Consider the following 20,411-nt stretch of genomic DNA (forward strand, 5'->3'; position numbering starts at 1 on the left):
TATTACCTGGTTGAACCCGACCAGGGGCCCCGGACAACCCGGGTGGTTTCACGGAATGCGAGATCGGCCCGCTGGGCCATGGCCAGTGAACAGCGTTGCCCGGGCCAGCTGCCCCGGCGTTTGAGCACATTCACCTTGAGAGCCTGCTGCTCATCGGGTTCCAGTTCCAAACGCAGGGCAGCCGGAGAATTCTGCTCGGCGTAGCGCCGCTCCCGGAACAGCACGCACACATTGCTGCCAGCTTCGGCGGCCAGTTGCAGGCGACGGACGTCCCGCGTGGCCAGCTTCCCCGGCCAGGCCATCACCAGGCCGGTTACCGGTGAACGCAGGCAGTTTTCCAGTGTCCACAGGAAATCGCCCTCATCGTCGGTATGAATCAGTACCACCTGGTCCAGATTCACACCTTCCCGGGCCAGGGCGGGGGCGTAGGGTGTATGTGGCGGGTTCAGCCAGAACACGCTTTTGCCCTCTTCGCACACCCGCCGCATGAGCGGCAAAAGCAGATGCAGCTCACCAATACCCGGTGCATCCAACAGGCATTCGCTCAGTGCACCCCGGGGCCAGCCCAGGCCGCCAAGCTGGTTATCCAGCACCTGGTAACCGGTGGGTTCTGCCGGCTGTGAAGTCTGGGTATGACGGTGCCCCTGCCAGACACGGGCATCCTGCATCAGCGTGTTCAGAAGCTCGCTCATGATGAAAACTCTCAAAATACTGTTTAAATATACAGTATTCTGAAAGCAACCGGATTTCAAGAGAAGGGTTGATAAACCGAGGAGCACAACCCACGCTTGTAATACAGCCATCAACCACGGAGGTTGAAATGAGTGACCTGAAAGCACACAGCTGTGAAGCCTGCAGCCCGAACGCACCCAAGGCGACCGAGGAAGAAAAGCAGCAGCTGCACAAAGATGTTCCAGACTGGGAAATTCTGGACATTGACGGTGAGGAGCAGCTCCATAAGGTCTACAAGCTCAAGAACTTTGTTAAGGCGCTCAAATTCACAACCAAGATTGGTGAACTTGCCGAAGAGGAAGATCATCACCCTGTAATTGTTCTGGAATATGGCAAAGTCGCCGTGAGCTGGTGGAGCCACGAAATAGGTGGCCTGCACAAGAACGACTTTATCCTGGCAGCGAGAACCGACGCTGCGTTCAACGACATGCAATAATCCCAGTCGCGGCGGAATAAACATTCCGCCGCTTTCTAACAGAGATCCTTAGCAGCATGGTTGAAGACCGCACTGACAGCCCGCTGACCCTGAAGTTTGGGCACGAAGAGCTGATCATTCGCCGCCGTTACGAAGTAATCAGCATCATCAACGACTTCTTCATCGCCATCTGGTTCCTGGTGGGCAGCATCCTGTTTCTGTTCCCGGAATACGAGAAGGCAGCCATCTGGCTGTTCATCATTGGCAGCTTTCAGTTCCTGATCCGCCCCACCATCCGGCTTGTCAGCCACATCCACGTTAAGCGAATTCCAGCCAGCAACTGGGAGAGTTAGAAGCTCTTATCGACAGGGCTGTCCCAAGGAATTTCCGGTATAAAAACACCAATGCGTTCAATGCGACTCTCTGGGTAGAGGCGAATGCGTATAAAGCCTCGAACTTTGTCTAAATATCGGGTGGTTGCGCAGGTATCGGGGTAGGGACATCCATATCCATTCATCCTTGAATGCTGATTTCATATACAGAATATCGGTTTGAATCGAAGTGAAGAGGCTGATGTAGCCGGAGTTATACGAACGCGTTCGAAAAACTCCAAAAATCACATGAGAAATGAAGGTAACTATCTGATAGGGTTGAAAAGTTGCAACAAGACGGGCGGAGTTATACGCCCATGGTGGGAGCAGGAGTGGCTCAGAAGAGGGCGTATAACTCCGACGGTAGCCGTGGTAAATGGTGCTCAAGAGCTTGTTTTTATTCAACAAATTTGTATTTTTTTGAGCGTTTTGAATGGAGTTTTACGAACGGGTGATATACGAACGCGTTCGTATAATTAGCTGTTATAAATAGGATAGAGCATGCCTGATTTCACGAGAGACGAGATTCTTCTGAGGGCGTGTAAAGCACTCGTCTACAATTTCGCCAACCAAGTTGAAGAAGGGCGGGACGTGGTCCATACCCGAATATTCAATTATTTCCTCCATCCTGAAGATCGCTATGTCTATTACGGTGCTTCAGTATCTGTGACCGACGAAACCAAAAACCATCCCGAACATGCAGTGCCATGTGCAGTATTAATTAACGAGTGTTTCCGGTTGCTCAAAGAAGACAAGCTTTCTCACGATCAGATAGCTCACCTGCTCAAAAAACATTGGAAGATCGTCAGAATAACAAAAGAAGAATCTAAGAAGCTCGATTTTGAGTTGGGCTACAAATCGAAGATGCCAGATGGCTGGTCTTTTGAAGAGGGCGATACTTTTGAGAGGTTTAAGTTGGGAAAAATCGAGCTGATACCGGATGCACCCAATTTATAACCAGGCGGTCAACCGGACGCCAAAAGCGTGGCGCTTTTGGTCCGCTCCGCTGGCGCTCCGGCGCCGGTAACCTCTGCGTTAATCCGTCGGGAGGCTTTTGTATGAAATTTTGGATTTTTCTGGGAGCTCTTTTTCTCGCCGGGTGCGACAACACTACGATTTCAGACTCACCCAATTTTTCGCTCTTTGAAACCTCGGCAGGCGTTGTCTATCTGCTTGACCAGAGTACTGGGGAACTGAAAGTAATTTCTTCGAAACAGACTGTCATCAATTCTGGGGAAGTTTTTAGAGATGATGAGGGGCACTTCTTCAAATACCTGGGGAATGGGGAAGTCGAGAAGGTTGACGAAATTGAGTCGCTTGTCCAAAAGTACAGTGATTAACAAGGCAGTCAACCGGACGCCAAAAGCGTACCGCTTTTGGTTCCCTCCGCTGCGCTTCGGCGCCGGTTATCATCAGCGTTATATTTCTTAAACCTCAATCAAGGAAGATCATGAGAATATCGACATTACCCCTAATCGTTCTCTGCCTGTTCATGGGCTTCACCTTTTGGGTTATGGCGGGCGCAGACCAGTCACTTTTGGCTTTCGGTGCCCAGCTCATGTCCAGCCCAGACACCGCTCAGGTTGTCATTGATCTCTACATCCTGGCCGCGCTGGCTTGTGTTTGGATGTATCAAGACGCCAAAATCCGTGGTAAAGGTTTGGGCTATCTCATTCCATTCTTCGTCATAACAGCGGTGTTTGTATCTGCAGGGCCGCTGCTATATTTGGTACTGCGTGGCCGGCGGGAGCCGGAAGCCAAACCCAGCGAAATATAACAAATTGTTGTAGTTCGTTCCGGCCTGCGGCCTCCACTGGACGCCCCTGTCGGGGCGCCGCTAAACAAAAGCGTTAGCTGTGATTGCCTCACTCGCAAAGTGATACTATAGTGTCACTATCAATTTGGATCAGGGTGAGCCCATGAAAGTTGAGCTTGTTACGAACCTTAAGCGTCAAGCCACAAAGATTCTGGCAGATCTGCATGTGTCTAAAGAGCCGATACTGATCACGGAGCACGGTCAGCCATCCGCATACCTTGTCGATGTGCAGGATTACGAGTTTATGCAGCGCCGACTTGAGCTGCTTGAGGGGCTCTCACGAGGAGAGCGAGCTGTACTTGAGGGAAGAACGTACAGCCGAAGTGAGGCCAGGGAGAAAATGAGTAAATGGCTGAAGTAATCTGGACAGAGCCCGCCCTTCAAGAACTGGATGCCATCGCTGAGTACATTGCTCTAGACAATCCTGCTGCCGCAAGCGATCTGGTCCAACAGGTTTTCTATCAGACCGAGCGTTTGGAAAACTTTCCTCAATCCGGGCGGATTCCTCCCGAACTCCCCAATTCGGTGTACAGGGAGGTAGTGGTTCCACCGTGTCGTATTTTTTATCGTGAGGATGAGAAGCGGGTTCTCATCCTCTATGTCATGCGAGAGGAGCGGCAGCTTCGTGCGTACATGCTTGGGAGCAGCTAACCAGGCGCGTCACTCGGATGCCTTTGTCTCCGCTTCGCTATGCCAAAGTCACCGGTGCGCTTCGGCGTTGATATGACTCCCCACGTCAAGAGGCACGTACCAGTCCAGGCCCGTTTTTTCAGAGCTAGGTTCCCGCTGATATAGGGCGGGTCAGGACAGACGCTGAGGCCAGTAATCGTCGACGGTTCCCATGCTGATATCCGTGGGTTCTCACCACCTTACTTTTCCGTCGTGAAGCCGGTCCTCCGTCTAGGAACGAGCGTCTGGTCTGAGGCTTCAGCCAGGCTTCCTAACGCGCGTCGAGGGTTGCTTCACACTCCGCGGCCTGAAGCGCCTGTCCTGTCCCATAATCGTTGTCATAGCATCAACCTTGGATCGGGTTTGGCGATCACAACTTCCCGGGCAATCGCCCAGATGTGACCGACCAGTTCTCTGGCAATGGCAGCCACAACCACGTTTCGATGTTTACCTCGCTGCATCAGCGATCGATAGCGTCGACAGAGTCGGACCTGCGCATCCCAGGCTTTCTCCACAATGGCCTTGGGCAAGTCTTCCTGGCGCTGCTGCAAGATCCGGGAGGTTTTGGCCGGGTATCGATAGGCATGAGCCGCTTCGATCAGCATGCGTCTTGCCCGCTTGTTTCCGGCACAGGTGAGCGGGCCGATTCGTCGTCGGTTGCCGCTGGATCGTTCGCTGGGTGTCAGGCCGACATAGGCCATCAGTTTCCTGGGGTTGTCGAAGCGCTGGAGATCCCCCAGTTCAGCGACAACGCTGGTAGCGACCAGCAACTGAACACCTCGTAGCGCCTGGACGGCTTTGACCAGTGGGTAGAACCGCCATCGACGCACCTGGTAGGTGAGTTCGTTGTCGAGCCGTTCGAGACGCTTGTGGCGTTCGACAATGGTGTAGAGCATTTCCCGGAACACGGTGTTCTGGGCTGGTGTCGGCATGACCAGTTCCGAGAGCCATCGGATGTGTGCCGCCGACCAGTTGGCCGTACCAGCGTATCGGATATCGTGCCTCAACAGGAACGCCTTGAGCTGGCTCTTGGCATTCTTGAGATCCCACATGGCGGTTTCCCGGGCCCGTGACAGATCGCGAATGGCCTCGTCTTCCAGTTCTGGCACGTAGATGGGATCAATGTCGCCATTGCGCAGCAACTGAGCCAGCTGCATACAGTCGCGTTTATCGGTTTTCACCTGTTGCCCGGGTTTCTTCGGAATCAGTGACGGTGCGACCACAAAGCAAGGATAGTCCCAGCTTGAAAGCAGGCGGAAGAGCCAGTAACCGCAGGGGCCGGCTTCATACACAAACTGAAGCTGACACCCTGGATTCCGGGACTCAAATTGCCGGACCATCTTGCGGATGGCGTAATGTTGGGTACCAATGGCCCCGAGGTAAGTGACCGGTTCTGTTCGGGAATCTGTGGCGTAGGCGACGGCAATAGAGTCTTTGTGCGTATCCAGGCCAATAAACAGTGTGCTATGTTTTTTCATGGTGCTGCCCCCCGATTTTACGCATGTGAACACGTAAATTATGGCTCTGGCTGAGGCTAACCCACGAGGTGGGGGCAGCCCTCTAGTTGGGAGTCATAATGTCTAGGGCGTTTCTTTATGAAGCAAATTTACGGCAAAGTCTTCAGATCTAGTAGTGGCAGTGAGTACGGGATTATTCGGAAGACTACGGAGCCGCTTCCTGAGGAGCTTTCCGAATCAGATGTGATCGCCGAAGATGAGTGCGGGAATTATTTCGTCCAAGCGAATCTAGAAGTTCATTTTTGGGATCACGAAACTCGCGAATCTACGGTTCTCGCGCGGTCTATTAATGAATTCATCGCTCAGTGTGTAGCCCCGTCAGAAATGGAGTTGGAGCCTGGTCAGGTTAAGTCGGTTTGGGTAGACCCAGAATTTGCCAAGAGATTTGGTATCGACCCCAAGCCCTAACAAGTTGTTGTAGTTTGTTCCGGCCTGCGGCCTCCACCGGACGCCCTTGTCAGGGCGCTGATCTTGCACCTCTTTAGTGGAGGGTCTTTTACCGAACACTAAGAGGGGCCCATCATGGGGCAGACTCGCAAAAGAAACTACGACCGTTACACCCTGGCGTTCAAGCTTCGGGCCGTTAAATCAGTAGTGATACCGGAGTTGGGCGGTAAGTAAAGCGTCATCCGTGACTTTGTAAACTATTCGGTGTTCTTCATTGATTCGGCGAGACCAGTACCCGCCGAGGCTGTGTTTGAGAGGCTCTGGTTTACCAACACCTTCGAAAGGCTCTCTTTTAGTCTCTTTGATCAGCTTGTTGATTCGGTTAAGAATCTTTTTGTCGGTTTTCTGCCAGTACAGATAGTCTTCCCAGGCGTTCTCGGAGAAGATGAGTTTCATTCAAGAAGTTCCTTTTCTTGACCACCGCCTTGCTCCAGCTCGGCAACGGACTCCAGCAAACGCCGTGCGTTTTTCGGTGCGCGCAGAAGGTATGCAGTTTCTTGCAGTGCCTCGTAGTCCTCCAGGGAGATCATTACCACTGACTGCGACTTGCTCCGGGTGATGATTACAGGGGAGTGGTCTTCGCAGACCTGCTCCATGGTTTTTGCTAGATTGGTTCTAGCGGCTGTGTAGCTAATGGCATCCATGAGGTTTCTCCTGTACAGGATGTTGAACATGTTCAGCATGCCGTACGCCAAAGGATTTAACAATCGGCGCCACTGTGTATGATTTATGTGCATATATGAATTAATTTTCTCCAATTTTTTGCACCCTCCTTGTCCCTGCCTATACTCCTCTAAGTCATAGCTTGAATTCATGACGCTGTTTGCTGTTTCCATGGGCCTTTCGGCTCAAATTTACGCAACAGGGTTTTGATGCTGCAGTCCGGCTACCACGGAGAATATGGATGTTTTTCCGGCCGGTCTCGAAACCTGCGCAAGACAATCGCTGCGAGGGATCGCTATGGCAACTTCCGCCCGATTTACTACCGTCGATTTTTCCCAATTCGATTGGCTTAACCGCATAGATGCTGACGTCCTGCTTGATGTCGGCGACCTGTCTCCAGACCTGCTGACTGTTCCCGGAAAAGACGTTCAGCGTTTGCTTTCGGAAGTGGTTCGCCTTGTTCTGGACCTGCCAAGAAACAGCACGCCGCTGGTTGTCTGGACCAAAGGCGACAGCGAGCTGCTCATCCACAGCGATCAAACCCGTATTCAATTCTCCAGCGGCGTTATCACCGTAACGGTGACGGCGGAGTGCGAGGAGCATGGAAAGCTTCGAATTCCGGTACCGATTGGCGTTGGCACCAAACAGTCGCCTAGCGGCCTTGTAATGTCCACGTTCGAAGATCTGGAGGGCCCGGAAGAGCTGATATTGGCCTGGCGGGATGCAATTCAGGCGTTCGCCTGGGAATCCGTGCTTGAGGTGGCTTCTGTGCTCTGCGCAGAGGTTGGTAACGATAAGCGTGGATTGCCGCTTGTACCCGGCGCTATTGCCGCAGCGCCGAACAAAATGCTGGTGCAACCTGTTGCCCGGTTTTCACTGATGCCGGGAGTCTGACATGGGTGCTGATCAGAATCTCGACGTGTTTGGCACGCTGGCGGAAGCCGTTGGCCTGACACGCGATGGCGAACTACAGGGTGATTGGTTCCAGGACCCACTGGGCAATCCCAACGGCAGCAAGCGCGGGCTCAGCTCGATGATGTACCTCGATGAGCAGCGAGAGGCACTGATTACGTTTGTCGACGACGTGCTGGGGGCGCCAGACAGGGAAGAGCAAGGGAGTGCTGTCTGGGTCCCTCTGTTCAGGGACTCCGGTGCAACGATATTCGTAGTGGTTGATGAGGCCGACAACGGCGCAAGGGTCGGGTTTGGCATTGAATACGACAGCGGTAGCTCGTTGCCCGCAATCTCTGTGAGCGCCCATGTTCCGGTGTTCCAGTTCGAACGGGAGGGCGCGGGAGCGCTGGATATTTCCGGGGCGCAACCCGATTGGCTGGTGTTGGGCCGGGACGACGCGCACATCGAACTGGCGATCAGAGTCATCATTTCCAACGATGCTCCTGCGCCAGGGGATCTCTATATTGGCGCCGTGGCCGTGGGCGTGGACGTTCCAACCAGCCCCTCTGATGATCTGGAATTCAGTCTAGGGTTCGAGCGGCTTCAGCTTCCTGGCACCAATGCACCCAGGGATTTTGAGCTCACCGTGGATAACATTAACGAGCTGGGCTCCGACTTTCTGGAATTCATGACGGGCCTGATTCAGGCGCAGGCCGAGGCGCTCGACACCAGCAATCCGGCAACCGCACCGTTTGCGGCGCTCACCGGTTTGGCGGGTTTACGGTCTGTTCCGAATATTCCGCCATTTCCGCTGGAGTCCCTGATTACAAATGGCGTGTCTGCGCTGACCGGCTGGATTGAATCCATCCTTTCTTCCGCGCCTTCTCGCAATGCCTGGCTCGGCCAGTGGGCCGCGCTGCTGGGCGGAACCGTCAATTCTGGCCGAAGCGCCATTGAGTTCAGTGACGGATCATTGGCCGGAGCCGTTGGTTTGCGTGTGGCGTCGTCAGCTGCCGGGGGATTGATCATCACGCCCTGGCTGGAGGGTTCGCTCAGACCTCAGGCCGGCGCGGAAGTGAAGGCGCAGGCGGACCTGCTGACCCTGGCAACCCTGGATGGCAGTATCAAAGCCGTGCCGAATTTGTCGCTTCTTGCGGTGTTCGGGCAGGCAGCGGGCATGGGGTCGCCGCTGCTTGCGGGCGATCCAGCAATTGGGTCAATCAAAACCGGTATTACTCTGGCCGCGGGCAAACCGGCTTTTGCATTGACCGCTCATAACGTTACGCTCGGCGGCACCAATCATGAGTTATTGGATCTGTCGTCTCCCGATGCTGCGCTGGACGCCGCCGAGAGCCTGGTGGACGGCGCGCTGGTTTCGGCCTTGGCCACTCTCGGTCGCCCCGGCGAAATCTGTTCCCAACTGCTGGGGCTTGATCCGCCCACCGGCATCTCCGGCCCTTCAGCGATCGAACTCCTGACCGACCCACTAGGCAAAACGGCCGCCTACTGGAATTCACTCGCTGCCTCGCCGGCAGCCATGGCGGTTGTTTTAACCTCAACCCAGGAACTCATCACCGGTAACTCAACCAGTGTGTCCGGCACTGGCACGGCAGCGGATCCCTGGAGCATTGATCTGGACCCTGTAGCGCTTGAGGTTTCGATCGACGGTGACTGGGTCAATTTTGATTTGGAAGCTCGCCTCGAAAACACTGTTCTGGACGACAAGCGATCAGACGTTTTTGTCAGTGCAAGGCTGTTGCGGCTGAATTTTGCGGCGCAGAGTGCGGAGTTCCTGAGCCGCATAAACGCGGGTACCCGGCTGCGGGAAGCCGATGGGTCTGATCTCAGGCTGGATATGGGGCAGGTTGATGTCTCGGCCCGGTCGATTGGTGCCTCGGTGGTTTGGGGGGCTTCAACGGGCTTTGCCGTGCGTGTGGATGCGCCAGACCTGTCAGTCGAAGTTGAGGCGGTCGATGCATCCGACAGTTCAACCATCGAAGTTCCGTTGCCGCTGCCGGAGTTCAGTAGCGATGGCACGGTTCGCTTCAGCCCGGATTGGGGTGCCATCGAAAACGCCGTTGCCGCGTTGCTTCGGCGCCTGGGCTCGCCGATTATCACCGCGCTTACTGACCTGGTTGGCTGGAACGGCGAGGGGGTTCGCCTATCCATTGAGCAGCTTTTGAGCGACCCGGAAGCAGCTCTTAAATCCTGGATGGGTGATCTGGTACTGAATTGCAGCAATGTTCGGGTGGCGATGAGCCCGCTCTCATATCTGTTCAGTGGTTTCCGCCAGTGGGCACCGCTGGGCAATGGCAATGAACGCACGCCCTATCGAGCCGCCATAGCCGCTGCCCCCAGAGCGCCGGGCGTTGCGGTGTGGCTGGACCCTGGCTGCGACATCCACCGCGGGCGGTATCAACCTCCAGCCGGCAATTTCGATTCCAGTGAGCCGACGGAGTTGGCCTCCATTGCAGAAGCGATTCGGGCGGCTGGTACCGAGCTTCCGGACCTCGCCGATCTGATGACGGGCCGGAACCGGCTGGACGAGGGCTTTCAGGCGTTAATCGATCGCTTCACCGGCACCGACGGCCTGATCGGCCGCCCAGCGTCGCTGCCAACCGGTGTGAATGGCATCGACATTGAAGGATTGAGCTATCGCGAGCTTGTGGCATTCGGTGCCATCAACTTGTTGCCGCAGGAAGCTTTCGGAAGCGCACCGGATGCGGTGGTTTACGTTGGCTGTGAGGACCTCTGGAGTACCTGTTTCGGAAGCGATAGCCTGGATGTTCGGGTAGAGGTCAGCGGGCCCGGCGTTCCGGCGTCCGCCAACGGACACTGGTCCATTTGCCTGCCGAATCCAGCAACAGCCGCGGCAGCAAGACCGGATCGCGGTGCCATAGACGAGCAATGCCAGCGCCTGATCGAGGTGTTGCAGGATAGGGCGACGCCTATAACGGTTGTTGCCTTCGGCTCCGCCGGGGCGGCCGTCATCAAGGCGGCGAGTACGATCACAGCGATTGATCGGGTGGTAACGGTAGGCGCGCCCTGGGCGCCGGTTTCCCTGAATGGCTTGTTGTCGGGGTTGAGCGGCGATGCCTTGCGGCTCCTCTTGCAGCTCCAGCGACCAGAGCCCGAGACGATTAACGAAGAGGAGATTGCCGGAGAATCCAACGCCCTCCTGCAGTTTGGCTATGTTCTTGACCGGGCGTCCCTGGCAGCTGGTTTAACACCCGACAGCTTTGATGAGCTTTTGCGGGCGGACCAGCAACCAATCCGGGCCGGCCTTCCGGTAGACGCGGTTTTCGGTGCCCTTGACGCCGAAGCCCTGGAGACGGGGCTTGCTGCAACGGTCGCCGGTGCCATTGCCTACCGCCACGAAACCTATGAACCTCCGGCAACGCCACCAACCAAACTGCACGCGGGCGTGGATCTGCCGGTTATCGATGCCAATCTCGGCGGCGTCTTCCTCGGGGCAGGGGCCATTCTTGAACTGGCGACCTGCGATCGCGGCCCCGGTGGCGATGGTTTTGAGGTGCAAACAGACAGGCAAGTCATCCTGGATCTGCATTTCGGTGTTCCGGATGGTTGGCTTGTTGGTGGCCCGGGCGCCGGCCAGAACGACATTGAGGTGCGCTGGGTATCTGCCCGGTTGTACCTGCCCTTGGCCGGTAGCACGTGGGTATCTGGCGCCCGGATAGTTCTGCACGAGGCCAACTGCTTCGGGGTGCGGCGGGACCAGTGGGTGATTGAAAGCGGGGCTGGCGTAGCCTCGCCGAGCTTGCCCACGTCTGAGGTTCATTTGATTCTGGCCGAAGTTGTGGGGCGCCTGGCTGCGGCATCACCGGATCTCAGACAACTGCTTGCTGACATCGGGCTGGTTGCCGGAGGTGGTTATGATCCGGAAGGTTTTGATCAGCTTATCCTGGATGCCAATGGGGCAATCAACGCGGCGGTAGATGCATCTCCGGCCAGCCTTGCCGGCGCACTCAGGGCGCTTGGCGGATTTGGTGGCGCAGGCGCCGAGATATCCTGGGCACTCGATGCGGCAACCATTGCCGTCGATCTGAACTCCCGCGCCTTTGCACTGGACGTAAGCCATGTGGCGGCAGACCTTGTTCCACTGGGCCTGACGCTATTTGCTTCCGCATCCTCGGCCTCCATCTCCGGCTCTATCGGCGCAATCGAGCCGGATGTGGGCGGTCTTGAGCTTGTAGCCAGTGCAGCTACGGGCGGAGTTTCACCCGCCCTGACTATTGCCTGGCAAACTCCCGGTTCGTTGTCCGCGACGTCAATCAATCTTCTGACATCGCTAAGCACTTCCGAGCAGGCCGCGCTGGCGAAACTGGGCGCGTCGTTCATTCCGTCAACGCTTCTGGCGGGATTGGTTGATCACCTCCGCGAAACCGCTTCTGACGATGCAAGGGTCGCCATTGAGGTGATTATGGATGGCCTGGATTTGCTGGCGCCGCCTTCTGAATTGCCCTCACGCAGGGTGTTGCTGCCCTGGGCGCTGTTTATGGACCCGGTGGGTTGGCTGAAGGCAGGCGCTGCACCCTGGAAGGCCGACCCGTTTGGCCAGGCGATTCAGGCGTTCGATGCGATCGGCCAGTTGTTGATACCCGGCTTCACCGAAGGCGGATTCGATTTCAGTAATGAGGTGTCCGTAACCTACGGGGTGGCATCAGACCGACTGAATGTGGCCGTCGCCATCGAAACCAGTCATTCATTGGGCGCAACTCCGGTCATCATCAGCCTGGGCGGCGGCCTGTCCATTGCCACCAACGGCTCGATTGGCACCCTCGTTTCCAGTTCGGCGACCTTTGACGGGAAGGGCGTTGCTATCTCCCTCTCGCCAGATGTTCGCATCGACCTCCTGCGGTCTGCCCCAGCAGCGCCCATGCAGATTTACCCTTCGGGACCGGGCCTGGGATCACTTCTGGCGACTGGCGCAGGTATGGCCATCCCGGTCGCGCTTAACGCATTGATTGCCGAAAGGGCCAACCCGACGCCGTCGCTGCAAAAAAATGTGGCCGTGGCAGTGTTTGAGTTGGGCAGCGCATTGGATCTTCTGGAATCCAATCAGTTTGCCGACGCCAGAATTCAGACCTTTGCCGCAGACCCCGCCGGGGTACTTTTATCCCGCCTGCCCAATCTGGTTGTTACCGCAATTTCGCAGTTGGCCAATGCTCTCGACCCTGCGGGTACTGTCGTTTCGACATCGACGCCTTCGACAGGAATCTGTCGACTGTCTCTGGGTAGCACGGACCCCGTGGAGATCACTCTGGATGCCAGCCCCACGGGCCCTGCCATTGAACTGGCCGCGGCTCTCTCGATAGCGGATGTCGGAACGGTCGGATTCGACCGGGTGCGACTCAGTGCGAGCGGCGTAGCTGTTGCTGTTTCCTATGTGGCAAGCGGATTCGACGTTGGCAATGGTTTGATTCTTCGCCCTGTAGCGAAAATTGAAGCCGGCGTGTCCGGCACCGGTTTCACTCGAATGGCCGCCCTTGGTCTCGTCACTGATGGCACGGGCGACCAGTCCGTTCAGTTCCGGTGGGCGTTGAATCAGACGCCGCCGCGGGTGGTTGTTGTTGAAGAGTCACCGTCCGGTGAAACAGAAGACAACGAGCCCGCAGCTGTGGCCCTGGCGCTCCTGTCCCAGGCTGTTTCCATGGCCGCAGGTGTCACGTTGGAAGCACTTGGTACATTGGGAACGGATGCGGTTGATGCACTGCAGGATGTTCTGTTCACCGGTGGCACACCAACCCTGGATCCCACCCTGTTTGACGACATCGTCGACCCGGAAGCGTTGTTGAAGCGCCTGTTCCAGCTCGGCTTCAACCTGGCCGACCACAACCTGAAAATTACCATTGATGGCAAAGTAGATGTCGGCTTCACCCGCAACGGCGATCTTGCAGGCATCTTCGTGTCTTTGCCCCCGGGCGAGCGTATTTCGCTCGGTGGTAGCGACCCGACGGTGGATCTCGAAGTGGTTGCCAACTGGGTGACGTCGCCGGGAATCGCGCCGGGTTTGTCGATCTTGCTCGTTGAAAAGGTCGGCAGCGATTTTCAACTGAATGCGGGTTTCTCCATTGCCGGTCTGGGCGTTCGCGTTGGCAAAAACGCAGGGCCTTTGCTGAACCTCGGCATTATGAGTATCGACGCCATCGGCGTTCATCTATACGGCGAGGCGGTGCCGGCAGGGTTAGGCGGCGGCGTTCAGGTTCAGCTCGATGGGCTGGCCATCGTGCCCTCGGCAGCTGGCGGCGACAATGCGGTTGCCAACAACATCATGAGCGACGCCGGAAACGATGCGTCGCCCTCGGCCCGTCCTGCCTTCAGCCCGGCGATGGCGATTCAGAAGAACCCGGGCGGCGACCTTGGCATTTCATTGCGGGCAGGGGATCCGCCTGGCCCCTGGTGGCTGGCGATCCAGAGACAGTTGGGCCCGCTTTACCTGGAGCAATTCGGTTTTGATGTCACCGAAGTTGATGGTTCCGTTACCGGGATTTCGCTGCTGTTCGATGCGCGCGTCTCACTGTTCGGGCTAACGGCATCGGTTGAGGAACTTGGCCTGCACTGGCTCGGCGGTGACGTCTTCGAGTTGACCAACTGGGCGGTCGATTTGAAGGGCCTGGGTGTTTCCGGGGACTTCAGTGGTCTGTCTATCGCTGGTGGTCTTCTGAAAACAGACCTGGACGGACAGATCGGCTACGTCGGAATGCTGATGGGTCGTTTCGGGGTGTATGGACTCTCCCTGTTCGGCGGATACAGCGACGACAAAGGGCTGCCTTCGTTCTTTGTCTTTGGTGCCATCCAAGGCCCCATTGGTGGCCCTCCCGCTTTCTTCCTGACCGGCATTGGGGGCGGTCTGGGCATCAAACGGGGGCTACGCGTTCCGGATGACCTGTCAAAGCTTGGCGAATACCCCTTCATCAAGGCTCTGGATCCCGCGGCGAGCGTCTCCTCCGATCCGTTGGAGGAGTTGCGGAAGCTTGCCGAGTACTTCCCTCCGGAGCCGGGTAACTTCTGGTTTGCCGCCGGCATCAGTTTTACCAGCTTTTCTCTGGTGGATGGTGTCGCCGTGTTGTCGGTTTCCGTCGGCAACGGGTTGGAACTCAATCTATTTGGCCTGGCTCGAATGGCTTTGCCCAGGCCCCAGGCCGCACTGGTATCCATTGAGTTGGGGCTGCTTGCCCGGTTTTCGTCCTCGGAGGGGCTGTTCCTGATACAGGCGCAGCTTACCGACAATAGCTGGCTGCTGTACCCCGAGGTTCGCCTTACAGGGGGCTTTGCTTTTGCTACCTGGTGGCTCGGCCCCAATGCCGGCCAGTTCGTTCTGACATTGGGCGGCTATCATCCCAGCTTTCAGCGTGACGGGTATCCGATTGTCGCCAGGTTAGGCCTGCAATGGCGGGTGTCCAACGCTATTGTGATCAAGGGTGGTTCTTACTTTGCCCTCACATCGGAAGCCTTGATGGCAGGGGTTGAAGTAGAGGTCAGTGCCGACTTTGGCTTCGCCTGGGCCCGCATTGCCTTTGGTGCGAACGCCATTGTCTATTTCGATCCGTTCTACTTCATGGCGGACGCCTACGCGCGCATTTCCGCCGGTGTGAAGATAAAAACCTTCCTGGGCACCATTCGAATCAGCATCAGCCTTGGTGCACGTATTGAGGTCGAGGGGCCTGATTTCCGGGGTAAAGCGACCATCGAAGTGGGTCCTTGCGACATCAAGGTGAAGTTCGGCAGTTCCCGCGAGATTCGCGGCATATTCGTGGGTTGGGATGAGTTCGTACCCAAGTATCTGGAAGAAACCGCGCCGGGCCGGGCGCGGACTCTCTCGGGGGCAGCGGGTAAGGGGGCTTTGCCCGCTTCCACGGAGGGTGAAACCTCGGCACCCTCCAGTGACGGTAGTTATGAGCGGCCCTTCGAAGTCTTCGCGGAGTTCGAAGTGTCGGTTGTCGCAACCGGCCCGGTCACCCGGTTTGACTTCAACAACCCGGCCATCGACAAGGACATTACGCCCAAATTGCCGAGTGGCGCCGCGGTAGCGATGGGGTTGAGCCCCATGAACGCCGCCGGGTTGAAGGGTGAGTTGGAAATTCGCCTTGAGCGCAGGGTTGGAAACACCTGGACGGACCGCACCTCGGACCTGCGCCCCCTGGTGGAGGGCATGAAGGACGAAAAGACTGCCGAGGAAGGCCCTACCTATGGCCTGGAAGCCTTCCCGATCGGTGTTTGGGGGCCGCCGGAAGATCCCGAGCAACCCTCCAGTCCCATTCCGAAAGGCGACGTTATTTTCGCCGGCAGCCGGTTAAAGATGGTTGCCGAGGCGGACATGAGTTCGCAAACCGGCCCGGAAATCGATTACTACCGGGTTGAAGCAGGCCGGCGCCCACTGCCGTTGTCTGCCGCCGGTACGTTGCGGGCCGACAACCTGAACCGGGCCACCGCTTTGGGAGTTGTTGCCGAGAGCGCGAGCATTGAGGAAGCCTTTATTGAAGCCCGGAAGTATCTGTTTGCGGACGGCACCGGCGCGTTACCCGAGGGGTTGCTGGCCACAGGGCAGCGCAGTGCCAAAGCACAGGCTATCTACGAGAACTCCCGCACCGCGCCACCCATGTTTGGCACACTGATGGATGGCCTGGAGGCGTCGAATGCCAGCAACGGTTCGACCGCCTTCATGTCTCTGGATGAGAGCCCCCGGGTCATCAAACCAACGAAGCCGTTCGTGACCGGATTCATGAGCAACGGGGCGGGCGTGGCCCTGCGGGATGCGACCACAACCGTTGCGGACAAACGCACCAAGCGCCGCCCGGCACCGTCCACGGAATCTGTTCTCGGCCGACTGGGCCGCAGTCTGCCGATCAAACTGAACACAACCCATGCTCCGTCCAGCTTCAACGATCTGACGGTCGTTGTTCGCGGCTCTGTACCTCGCACCAGCGTTACCAGCGCCAGCCAGACGTATCTCGGCGGCCGGGTTGGCTCGGGTGCGGGGGCCGCCTATGTGAAGGGCCTCGGCACAGAAGCTGGACCGATTCCCCAGGCGCCCGGTAGCAAACTCCGCCCCGGCGATATTGTCACCATGCGATCTCCGGATGCCGCAATTGATGGGGAAGATACCCGGCCTGAACTCAAGATCACCGGCGCGGCACGAGTGGTTATGTTATTGGGCAACGGTGCTGTGGTTGCCGATGAGCAGGTTCAGGATCGCCAGATCGCCGTCCCGAAACACACTGCGACAATTGCCGTGCAGGCCAGTGGTGGAGGCGATGGTCGCCCCACCGGTCTGAGAATTGTGGGCTGGCATGACCAGTCCAGACTGGTTCGCCTGACCGGTCGATCAGCGGTCGGGGCCGGATGCGTTCTGTCGCTGAACGGCACAGCCGGAAAAGCCTCCGTGGGATGGCATCTGGCCCAGGATGTGGTGCGTGGTGCGGCTGCCGTGTCCACCCGGTTCGATCAGACGGTTACCTGTGTTGGTGTGATTCTGAAAGCCGGTGAGGGTCGGTCTGCCAGTGATGTGGAAATAGAGCTGCACGGTGCACGGCACCTCAGGCAGCCGGTTCAGCCGGTGGTTGTTCAGGCAGGGGCGCGCTCGGTGCTGCTGTTTGAAATCAATTCCCTTGCCGGTCAGTCCGGTGTTTCCGTTCGGGCCCTGCAGGGCGGTGCCCGTGAAATTGCGGGAATGATTGGGGCGGTCGCGTCGGCTGAGGCGATGGCCGAATTGATTGCGGAAAAGGGATTGCCCGCAACGGTTTCAAGGCTGCGTGCCGTTGGCGGCAGCAACTGTGAGATCGAATGGGTGCCGGCACAGGACGAGTAACGCCGTGCAGATCCACGCAGGGACCGGCGAAAGAGGATAGCAAGAAGGAAGCAAGCGATGCCTGTTGGTGAAGGAAAATTCAAGCTCTATGCCAAGCTGAATCCGCCTCTGGAGGCCGGACTGTGGCGAATAAGGGCCAACCAGAAATTCTCAGCGCAAACGCCGGAGGCAAGTCTGGATGCCGGTGCGCTGAAGGTGGACGAGGAGAATATCCACCTCAGGATTCGGTCGCCGCGCTACATTCTGCCGCCTGATCAGATTCTGTCGACCTATCCACCGGCCAATTCTTTTGGTAGCTATGGCAGCCGCCTGCCACAGGTGGTCATCAAAAGGCGGACTCTGCCATGGGAGCGCCGCCTTGACGGTGCACCCGCCAATACACCCTGGTTGGCACTTGTGCTCATCGCCGAAGGGGAAGCCAGGCTGGAAACCGGCGTTGATGTCGCGAATTGCGTAACCGAGGGCGTTGAACTCGACGGATTAAAAGAAGTCGCCAAGGGCAACTGTCTAGCCATCAGAAAATCAATCATCGATAAGGTTTTTCCCACCAAAAACGACGTGGACCTGCTGGCTCATGCCCGGGAAGTAGACATCCACGATACCGAACTGATGATGGGTGATGATGACGGGTTTCTTGCCGTTGTCATCAGCAACCGACTGCCTGTGCCGGGTAAGGACGAAGACGGCAATGATGCCCCGGTGAAGTATCTGGCCTGCCTGGTGAATCTTGAGGGCCAATACGATGTGCTGTTGGACCGGTCCCCGGATCCGGTGCCGTCGTTCGTTACACCTTTCATGGTCAAGAGTACCGTTCACCAGAGTATGGCCAGTTACGACGACCATCAGGTGATGGGCACGGCTCTGGCTCCACGGGCCGCGGGAATCAATGCCGGTGACCTTCAGAATCTGACTCAGCCGGTGCCTCTGGCGCCGGGCGTCAAAGGCTCCCGATCGACACAATTCAAGTCCGGTGCTGCGGCAACTGCCGGCGCGGTCCCATATTCCGGCTCCGGTACCTGGGCCATCAAAAAGTCCAAAGGCTCCACTTCGGCAGACATTGCTCTCAATATGGCCGAGCCCTTTCGGGTGATTCAAACCTTCGAGGCCCTGCCTTTGGACCCCGAATATCGGTTCCCGGTTTTACTGCACTGGAGTTTCACCACGACCGGCGACACCACCTTCCGATCATTGATGGAAAACCTGGACTCCCGTCTGCTTGGCGATGTTGGGCCAGGTCAGAAATCCGTGAGTGGCCGCCTGCCTCTGGAGGTTGCCGAAAGTGGGCATGTGGGTCTGGGCCACCAAACCCGTGAGGGTGACAAGGTACGGTCCTGGTACAGAGGACCGCTGGTGCCGCATCCCACCCGAAATTCCAGTGCTGATCGACTGAAGCTGGCACACAGTTCAGACCAGCTACGAGTGGTTATACCGGATGGCCGGGAAGATCTGTCACTGGCCACTGCCTTTGAAACGGGCCGTCTTCTCACACTGTCTCAACCGTCCATCATCGCTTCGTTGATGCGGTGGCGACAAAACGACTATCACGCTGCCCGACTGAAGTCCCTGCTCATAAAAAACAGAATTCTCTGGGAGGAGGTGCTCGGGGCAAGCATTGATCAAATCGACATCCGCCATCTGGGCCGGCTTTCAGGGCGTTTCTTTGCCGATGCTGTTGTGAGAACCCCTGAAAAGTTTCTGGGAAATCCAATGCCCCAAGTCGGACCCGGACGGCCTCTGGAATTCAATGGTCAGCCCACCACCGTGCTTGCTCGGGGGTTGGGGCTGGAGCCGGCCTTATTCGTCGGCGACCTGAACAAAGTTTTCGAGGGTTTGCGGGGTGTCCAAGTGCCCAAAGAAGACCTGCTTACACGTGAACTGGGCAAAGTCGATTTGCGGGAAACCCTGGAGGCGGATCTGGACCGACAGCGTGTCGATCTGGTGTCCAGCACGCTGTCGAATGAACTGATCAACGAACACCTGACCGGCCCTGCATTTCCGGTCACAGATCGCCTGATCAGAGAGGGCTTGAATGACAATCTGGATGTGATCCTGCGGGACCGCCCCAGAGATTTCACGGATGAGGACGAGTCATGATCAACAAAAACCAGGACATCCTCGAAAACCTCGGCCAGGAGCTGGAAAAAACCGCACGGGCTCCGCTCAGCGAATTCAGGATTGACCAAAACACCGCGATGCCCGCGGAGCTGAGGAACTGGTTAGTCAGCTTGCGGCTGCTCAACGGGGTTCCATTTGCCAATCTGGTGGCGGACTCCGAGCTCCTCCCGCAAGAATCGATTCGCTGGTTTTACATGGATCGGCGTTGGACGGATGCGTTGGTCCAGGGCGCGCTCAGCGTTGGCACTGTGAATAGTGACGACCGCATCCAATTGGATGCCCAATACAACGCCATCCGCGCCGAACTGGATACCGAAGAGCGCAACGTACGTCGTCGCACGCTCGCCCCACGTCTAGCTGGGCAAACGGGGCCCATTACCGGATTTCTGCTTCGCTCCGCCGCCGTATCCGGGTGGCCGGGCATGCATGTTCGGGCTTTTGATGTAGACCCGGAGGAGGGCGACGAAGCCCGGTTCGAAGAGGACGATCCCCGACGAATCCGGCTGCTGCGTCTGGAAAGGTTGGCCCCCGCCGTTTTGCTCTGCCTGTTTGATGGTGTTCCCAAAGTTGTTCACCTGGAGGAACCGCGCCAGGGCGTCCAGTTTGGCTTCAAACACGAGGATAACGGTAGCCAACGCTCAGCAACGCTGACTCCCCGCAGGAAGAGCGACTTCAGCTACCTCGACGTGGAGGACATAGACGTGCCGTTTCGCGTGGGGTCATCCGGTGTTGTTGATATTCGGCGGTTATCCGCGGCTCTGGCTGAGCATGATGAAACCGGCGCGGGCGATGGTCTGGACAGCGCGGAGTACGCCTTGCAGTTAATTCGATTCCCATGGCGGCAGGTGTTTGGAGAGGTTCAGGTTCCACCGATATCTGCCATGTTCCGGGCGACCGTGGCTTATGAGCCCATGGTTAACGCCACATTCAAGCTGTGAGGGGG

Annotated in this window: 16 protein-coding genes; 12 read left to right on the forward strand and 4 right to left on the reverse strand. The window is 57.3% G+C overall.

All coding sequences use genetic code 11. The features are described from left to right. Positions 1-2 precede the first annotated feature (2 nt). A complete protein-coding gene (gene imuA, locus NUW46_RS08335; protein ID WP_305966237.1) occupies positions 3-692 on the reverse strand; it encodes a translesion DNA synthesis-associated protein ImuA in 690 nt (229 codons plus the stop codon). A 128-nt stretch (positions 693-820) separates the two neighbouring features. On the opposite strand from imuA, the gene NUW46_RS08340 reads away from it, so the two are divergent. From NUW46_RS08340 to NUW46_RS08370, 7 genes are all read left to right on the forward strand, one after another. Then, positions 821-1,168 (forward strand): 4a-hydroxytetrahydrobiopterin dehydratase, encoded by a 348-nt coding sequence (locus NUW46_RS08340; protein WP_418141826.1) that lies wholly within the window; start codon positions 821-823, stop codon positions 1,166-1,168. A 56-nt stretch (positions 1,169-1,224) separates the two neighbouring features. After that, on the forward strand, positions 1,225-1,500 hold the full coding sequence (locus NUW46_RS08345) for a YrhK family protein (protein ID WP_069184579.1): 276 nt from the start codon (positions 1,225-1,227) through the stop codon (positions 1,498-1,500). 519 nt (positions 1,501-2,019) lie between these two features. After that, entirely contained in the window at positions 2,020-2,475 is a 456-nt protein-coding gene (locus NUW46_RS08350) for a hypothetical protein (RefSeq protein ID WP_305966236.1), read from the forward strand. A 101-nt stretch (positions 2,476-2,576) separates the two neighbouring features. Continuing rightward, positions 2,577-2,858, forward strand: a complete 282-nt coding sequence (locus NUW46_RS08355; RefSeq protein ID WP_305966235.1) for a hypothetical protein — start codon at positions 2,577-2,579, stop codon at positions 2,856-2,858. Between the two features lie 110 nt (positions 2,859-2,968). Then, positions 2,969-3,295: a DUF2834 domain-containing protein gene (locus NUW46_RS08360; RefSeq protein WP_305966234.1), complete on the forward strand. Its 327-nt coding sequence runs from the start codon at positions 2,969-2,971 to the stop codon at positions 3,293-3,295. Between the two features lie 142 nt (positions 3,296-3,437). Beyond that, on the forward strand, positions 3,438-3,695 hold the full coding sequence (locus tag NUW46_RS08365) for a type II toxin-antitoxin system Phd/YefM family antitoxin (RefSeq protein WP_136629747.1): 258 nt from the start codon (positions 3,438-3,440) through the stop codon (positions 3,693-3,695). Continuing rightward, entirely contained in the window at positions 3,683-3,985 is a 303-nt protein-coding gene (locus tag NUW46_RS08370) for a type II toxin-antitoxin system RelE/ParE family toxin (RefSeq protein ID WP_136629746.1), read from the forward strand. The genes NUW46_RS08365 and NUW46_RS08370 overlap by 13 nt, the downstream gene beginning before the upstream one ends. Before the next feature lie 356 nt (positions 3,986-4,341). Here the strand turns inward: NUW46_RS08370 and NUW46_RS08375 are convergent, their stop codons facing one another. Beyond that, positions 4,342-5,481 carry an IS110 family transposase gene (locus NUW46_RS08375; protein WP_418140502.1) on the reverse strand — a complete coding sequence of 380 codons (1,140 nt, stop codon included), beginning with the start codon at positions 5,479-5,481 and terminating at the stop codon, positions 4,342-4,344. Positions 5,482-5,598: 117 nt separating this feature from the next. Between NUW46_RS08375 and NUW46_RS08380 the strand changes: the two genes are divergently transcribed. Further along, positions 5,599-5,928 (forward strand): SMI1/KNR4 family protein, encoded by a 330-nt coding sequence (locus NUW46_RS08380; protein ID WP_418141827.1) that lies wholly within the window; start codon positions 5,599-5,601, stop codon positions 5,926-5,928. A 180-nt stretch (positions 5,929-6,108) separates the two neighbouring features. Here NUW46_RS08380 and NUW46_RS08385 read toward each other — a convergent pair whose 3' ends face one another. Then, positions 6,109-6,363, reverse strand: coding sequence for a Txe/YoeB family addiction module toxin (locus NUW46_RS08385; protein ID WP_222464257.1), 255 nt, complete (start codon positions 6,361-6,363; stop codon positions 6,109-6,111). After that, a complete protein-coding gene (locus tag NUW46_RS08390; protein WP_012137510.1) occupies positions 6,360-6,611 on the reverse strand; it encodes a type II toxin-antitoxin system Phd/YefM family antitoxin in 252 nt (83 codons plus the stop codon). The genes NUW46_RS08385 and NUW46_RS08390 overlap by 4 nt, the downstream gene beginning before the upstream one ends. Positions 6,612-6,927: 316 nt before the next feature. On the opposite strand from NUW46_RS08390, the gene NUW46_RS08395 reads away from it, so the two are divergent. Genes NUW46_RS08395 through NUW46_RS08410 form a run of 4 tightly spaced genes read left to right on the forward strand, consistent with a single transcriptional unit; the run spans position 6,928 to position 20,406 of the window. Further along, positions 6,928-7,524 carry a hypothetical protein gene (locus NUW46_RS08395; protein ID WP_136629743.1) on the forward strand — a complete coding sequence of 199 codons (597 nt, stop codon included), beginning with the start codon at positions 6,928-6,930 and terminating at the stop codon, positions 7,522-7,524. Between the two features lies 1 nt (position 7,525). After that, positions 7,526-17,353: a DUF6603 domain-containing protein gene (locus tag NUW46_RS08400; RefSeq protein WP_418141828.1), complete on the forward strand. Its 9,828-nt coding sequence runs from the start codon at positions 7,526-7,528 to the stop codon at positions 17,351-17,353. A 57-nt stretch (positions 17,354-17,410) separates the two neighbouring features. Further along, positions 17,411-19,447: a hypothetical protein gene (locus NUW46_RS08405; RefSeq protein ID WP_305966229.1), complete on the forward strand. Its 2,037-nt coding sequence runs from the start codon at positions 17,411-17,413 to the stop codon at positions 19,445-19,447. Continuing rightward, positions 19,444-20,406 (forward strand): hypothetical protein, encoded by a 963-nt coding sequence (locus tag NUW46_RS08410; RefSeq protein ID WP_418141829.1) that lies wholly within the window; start codon positions 19,444-19,446, stop codon positions 20,404-20,406. Before NUW46_RS08405 ends, NUW46_RS08410 begins: the two co-directional genes overlap by 4 nt. Positions 20,407-20,411 lie beyond the last annotated feature (5 nt).

The organism is Marinobacter sp. MA (assembly GCF_048298425.1).
In the GTDB taxonomy this organism is placed as follows: Bacteria; Pseudomonadota; Gammaproteobacteria; order Pseudomonadales; family Oleiphilaceae; genus Marinobacter; species Marinobacter salsuginis.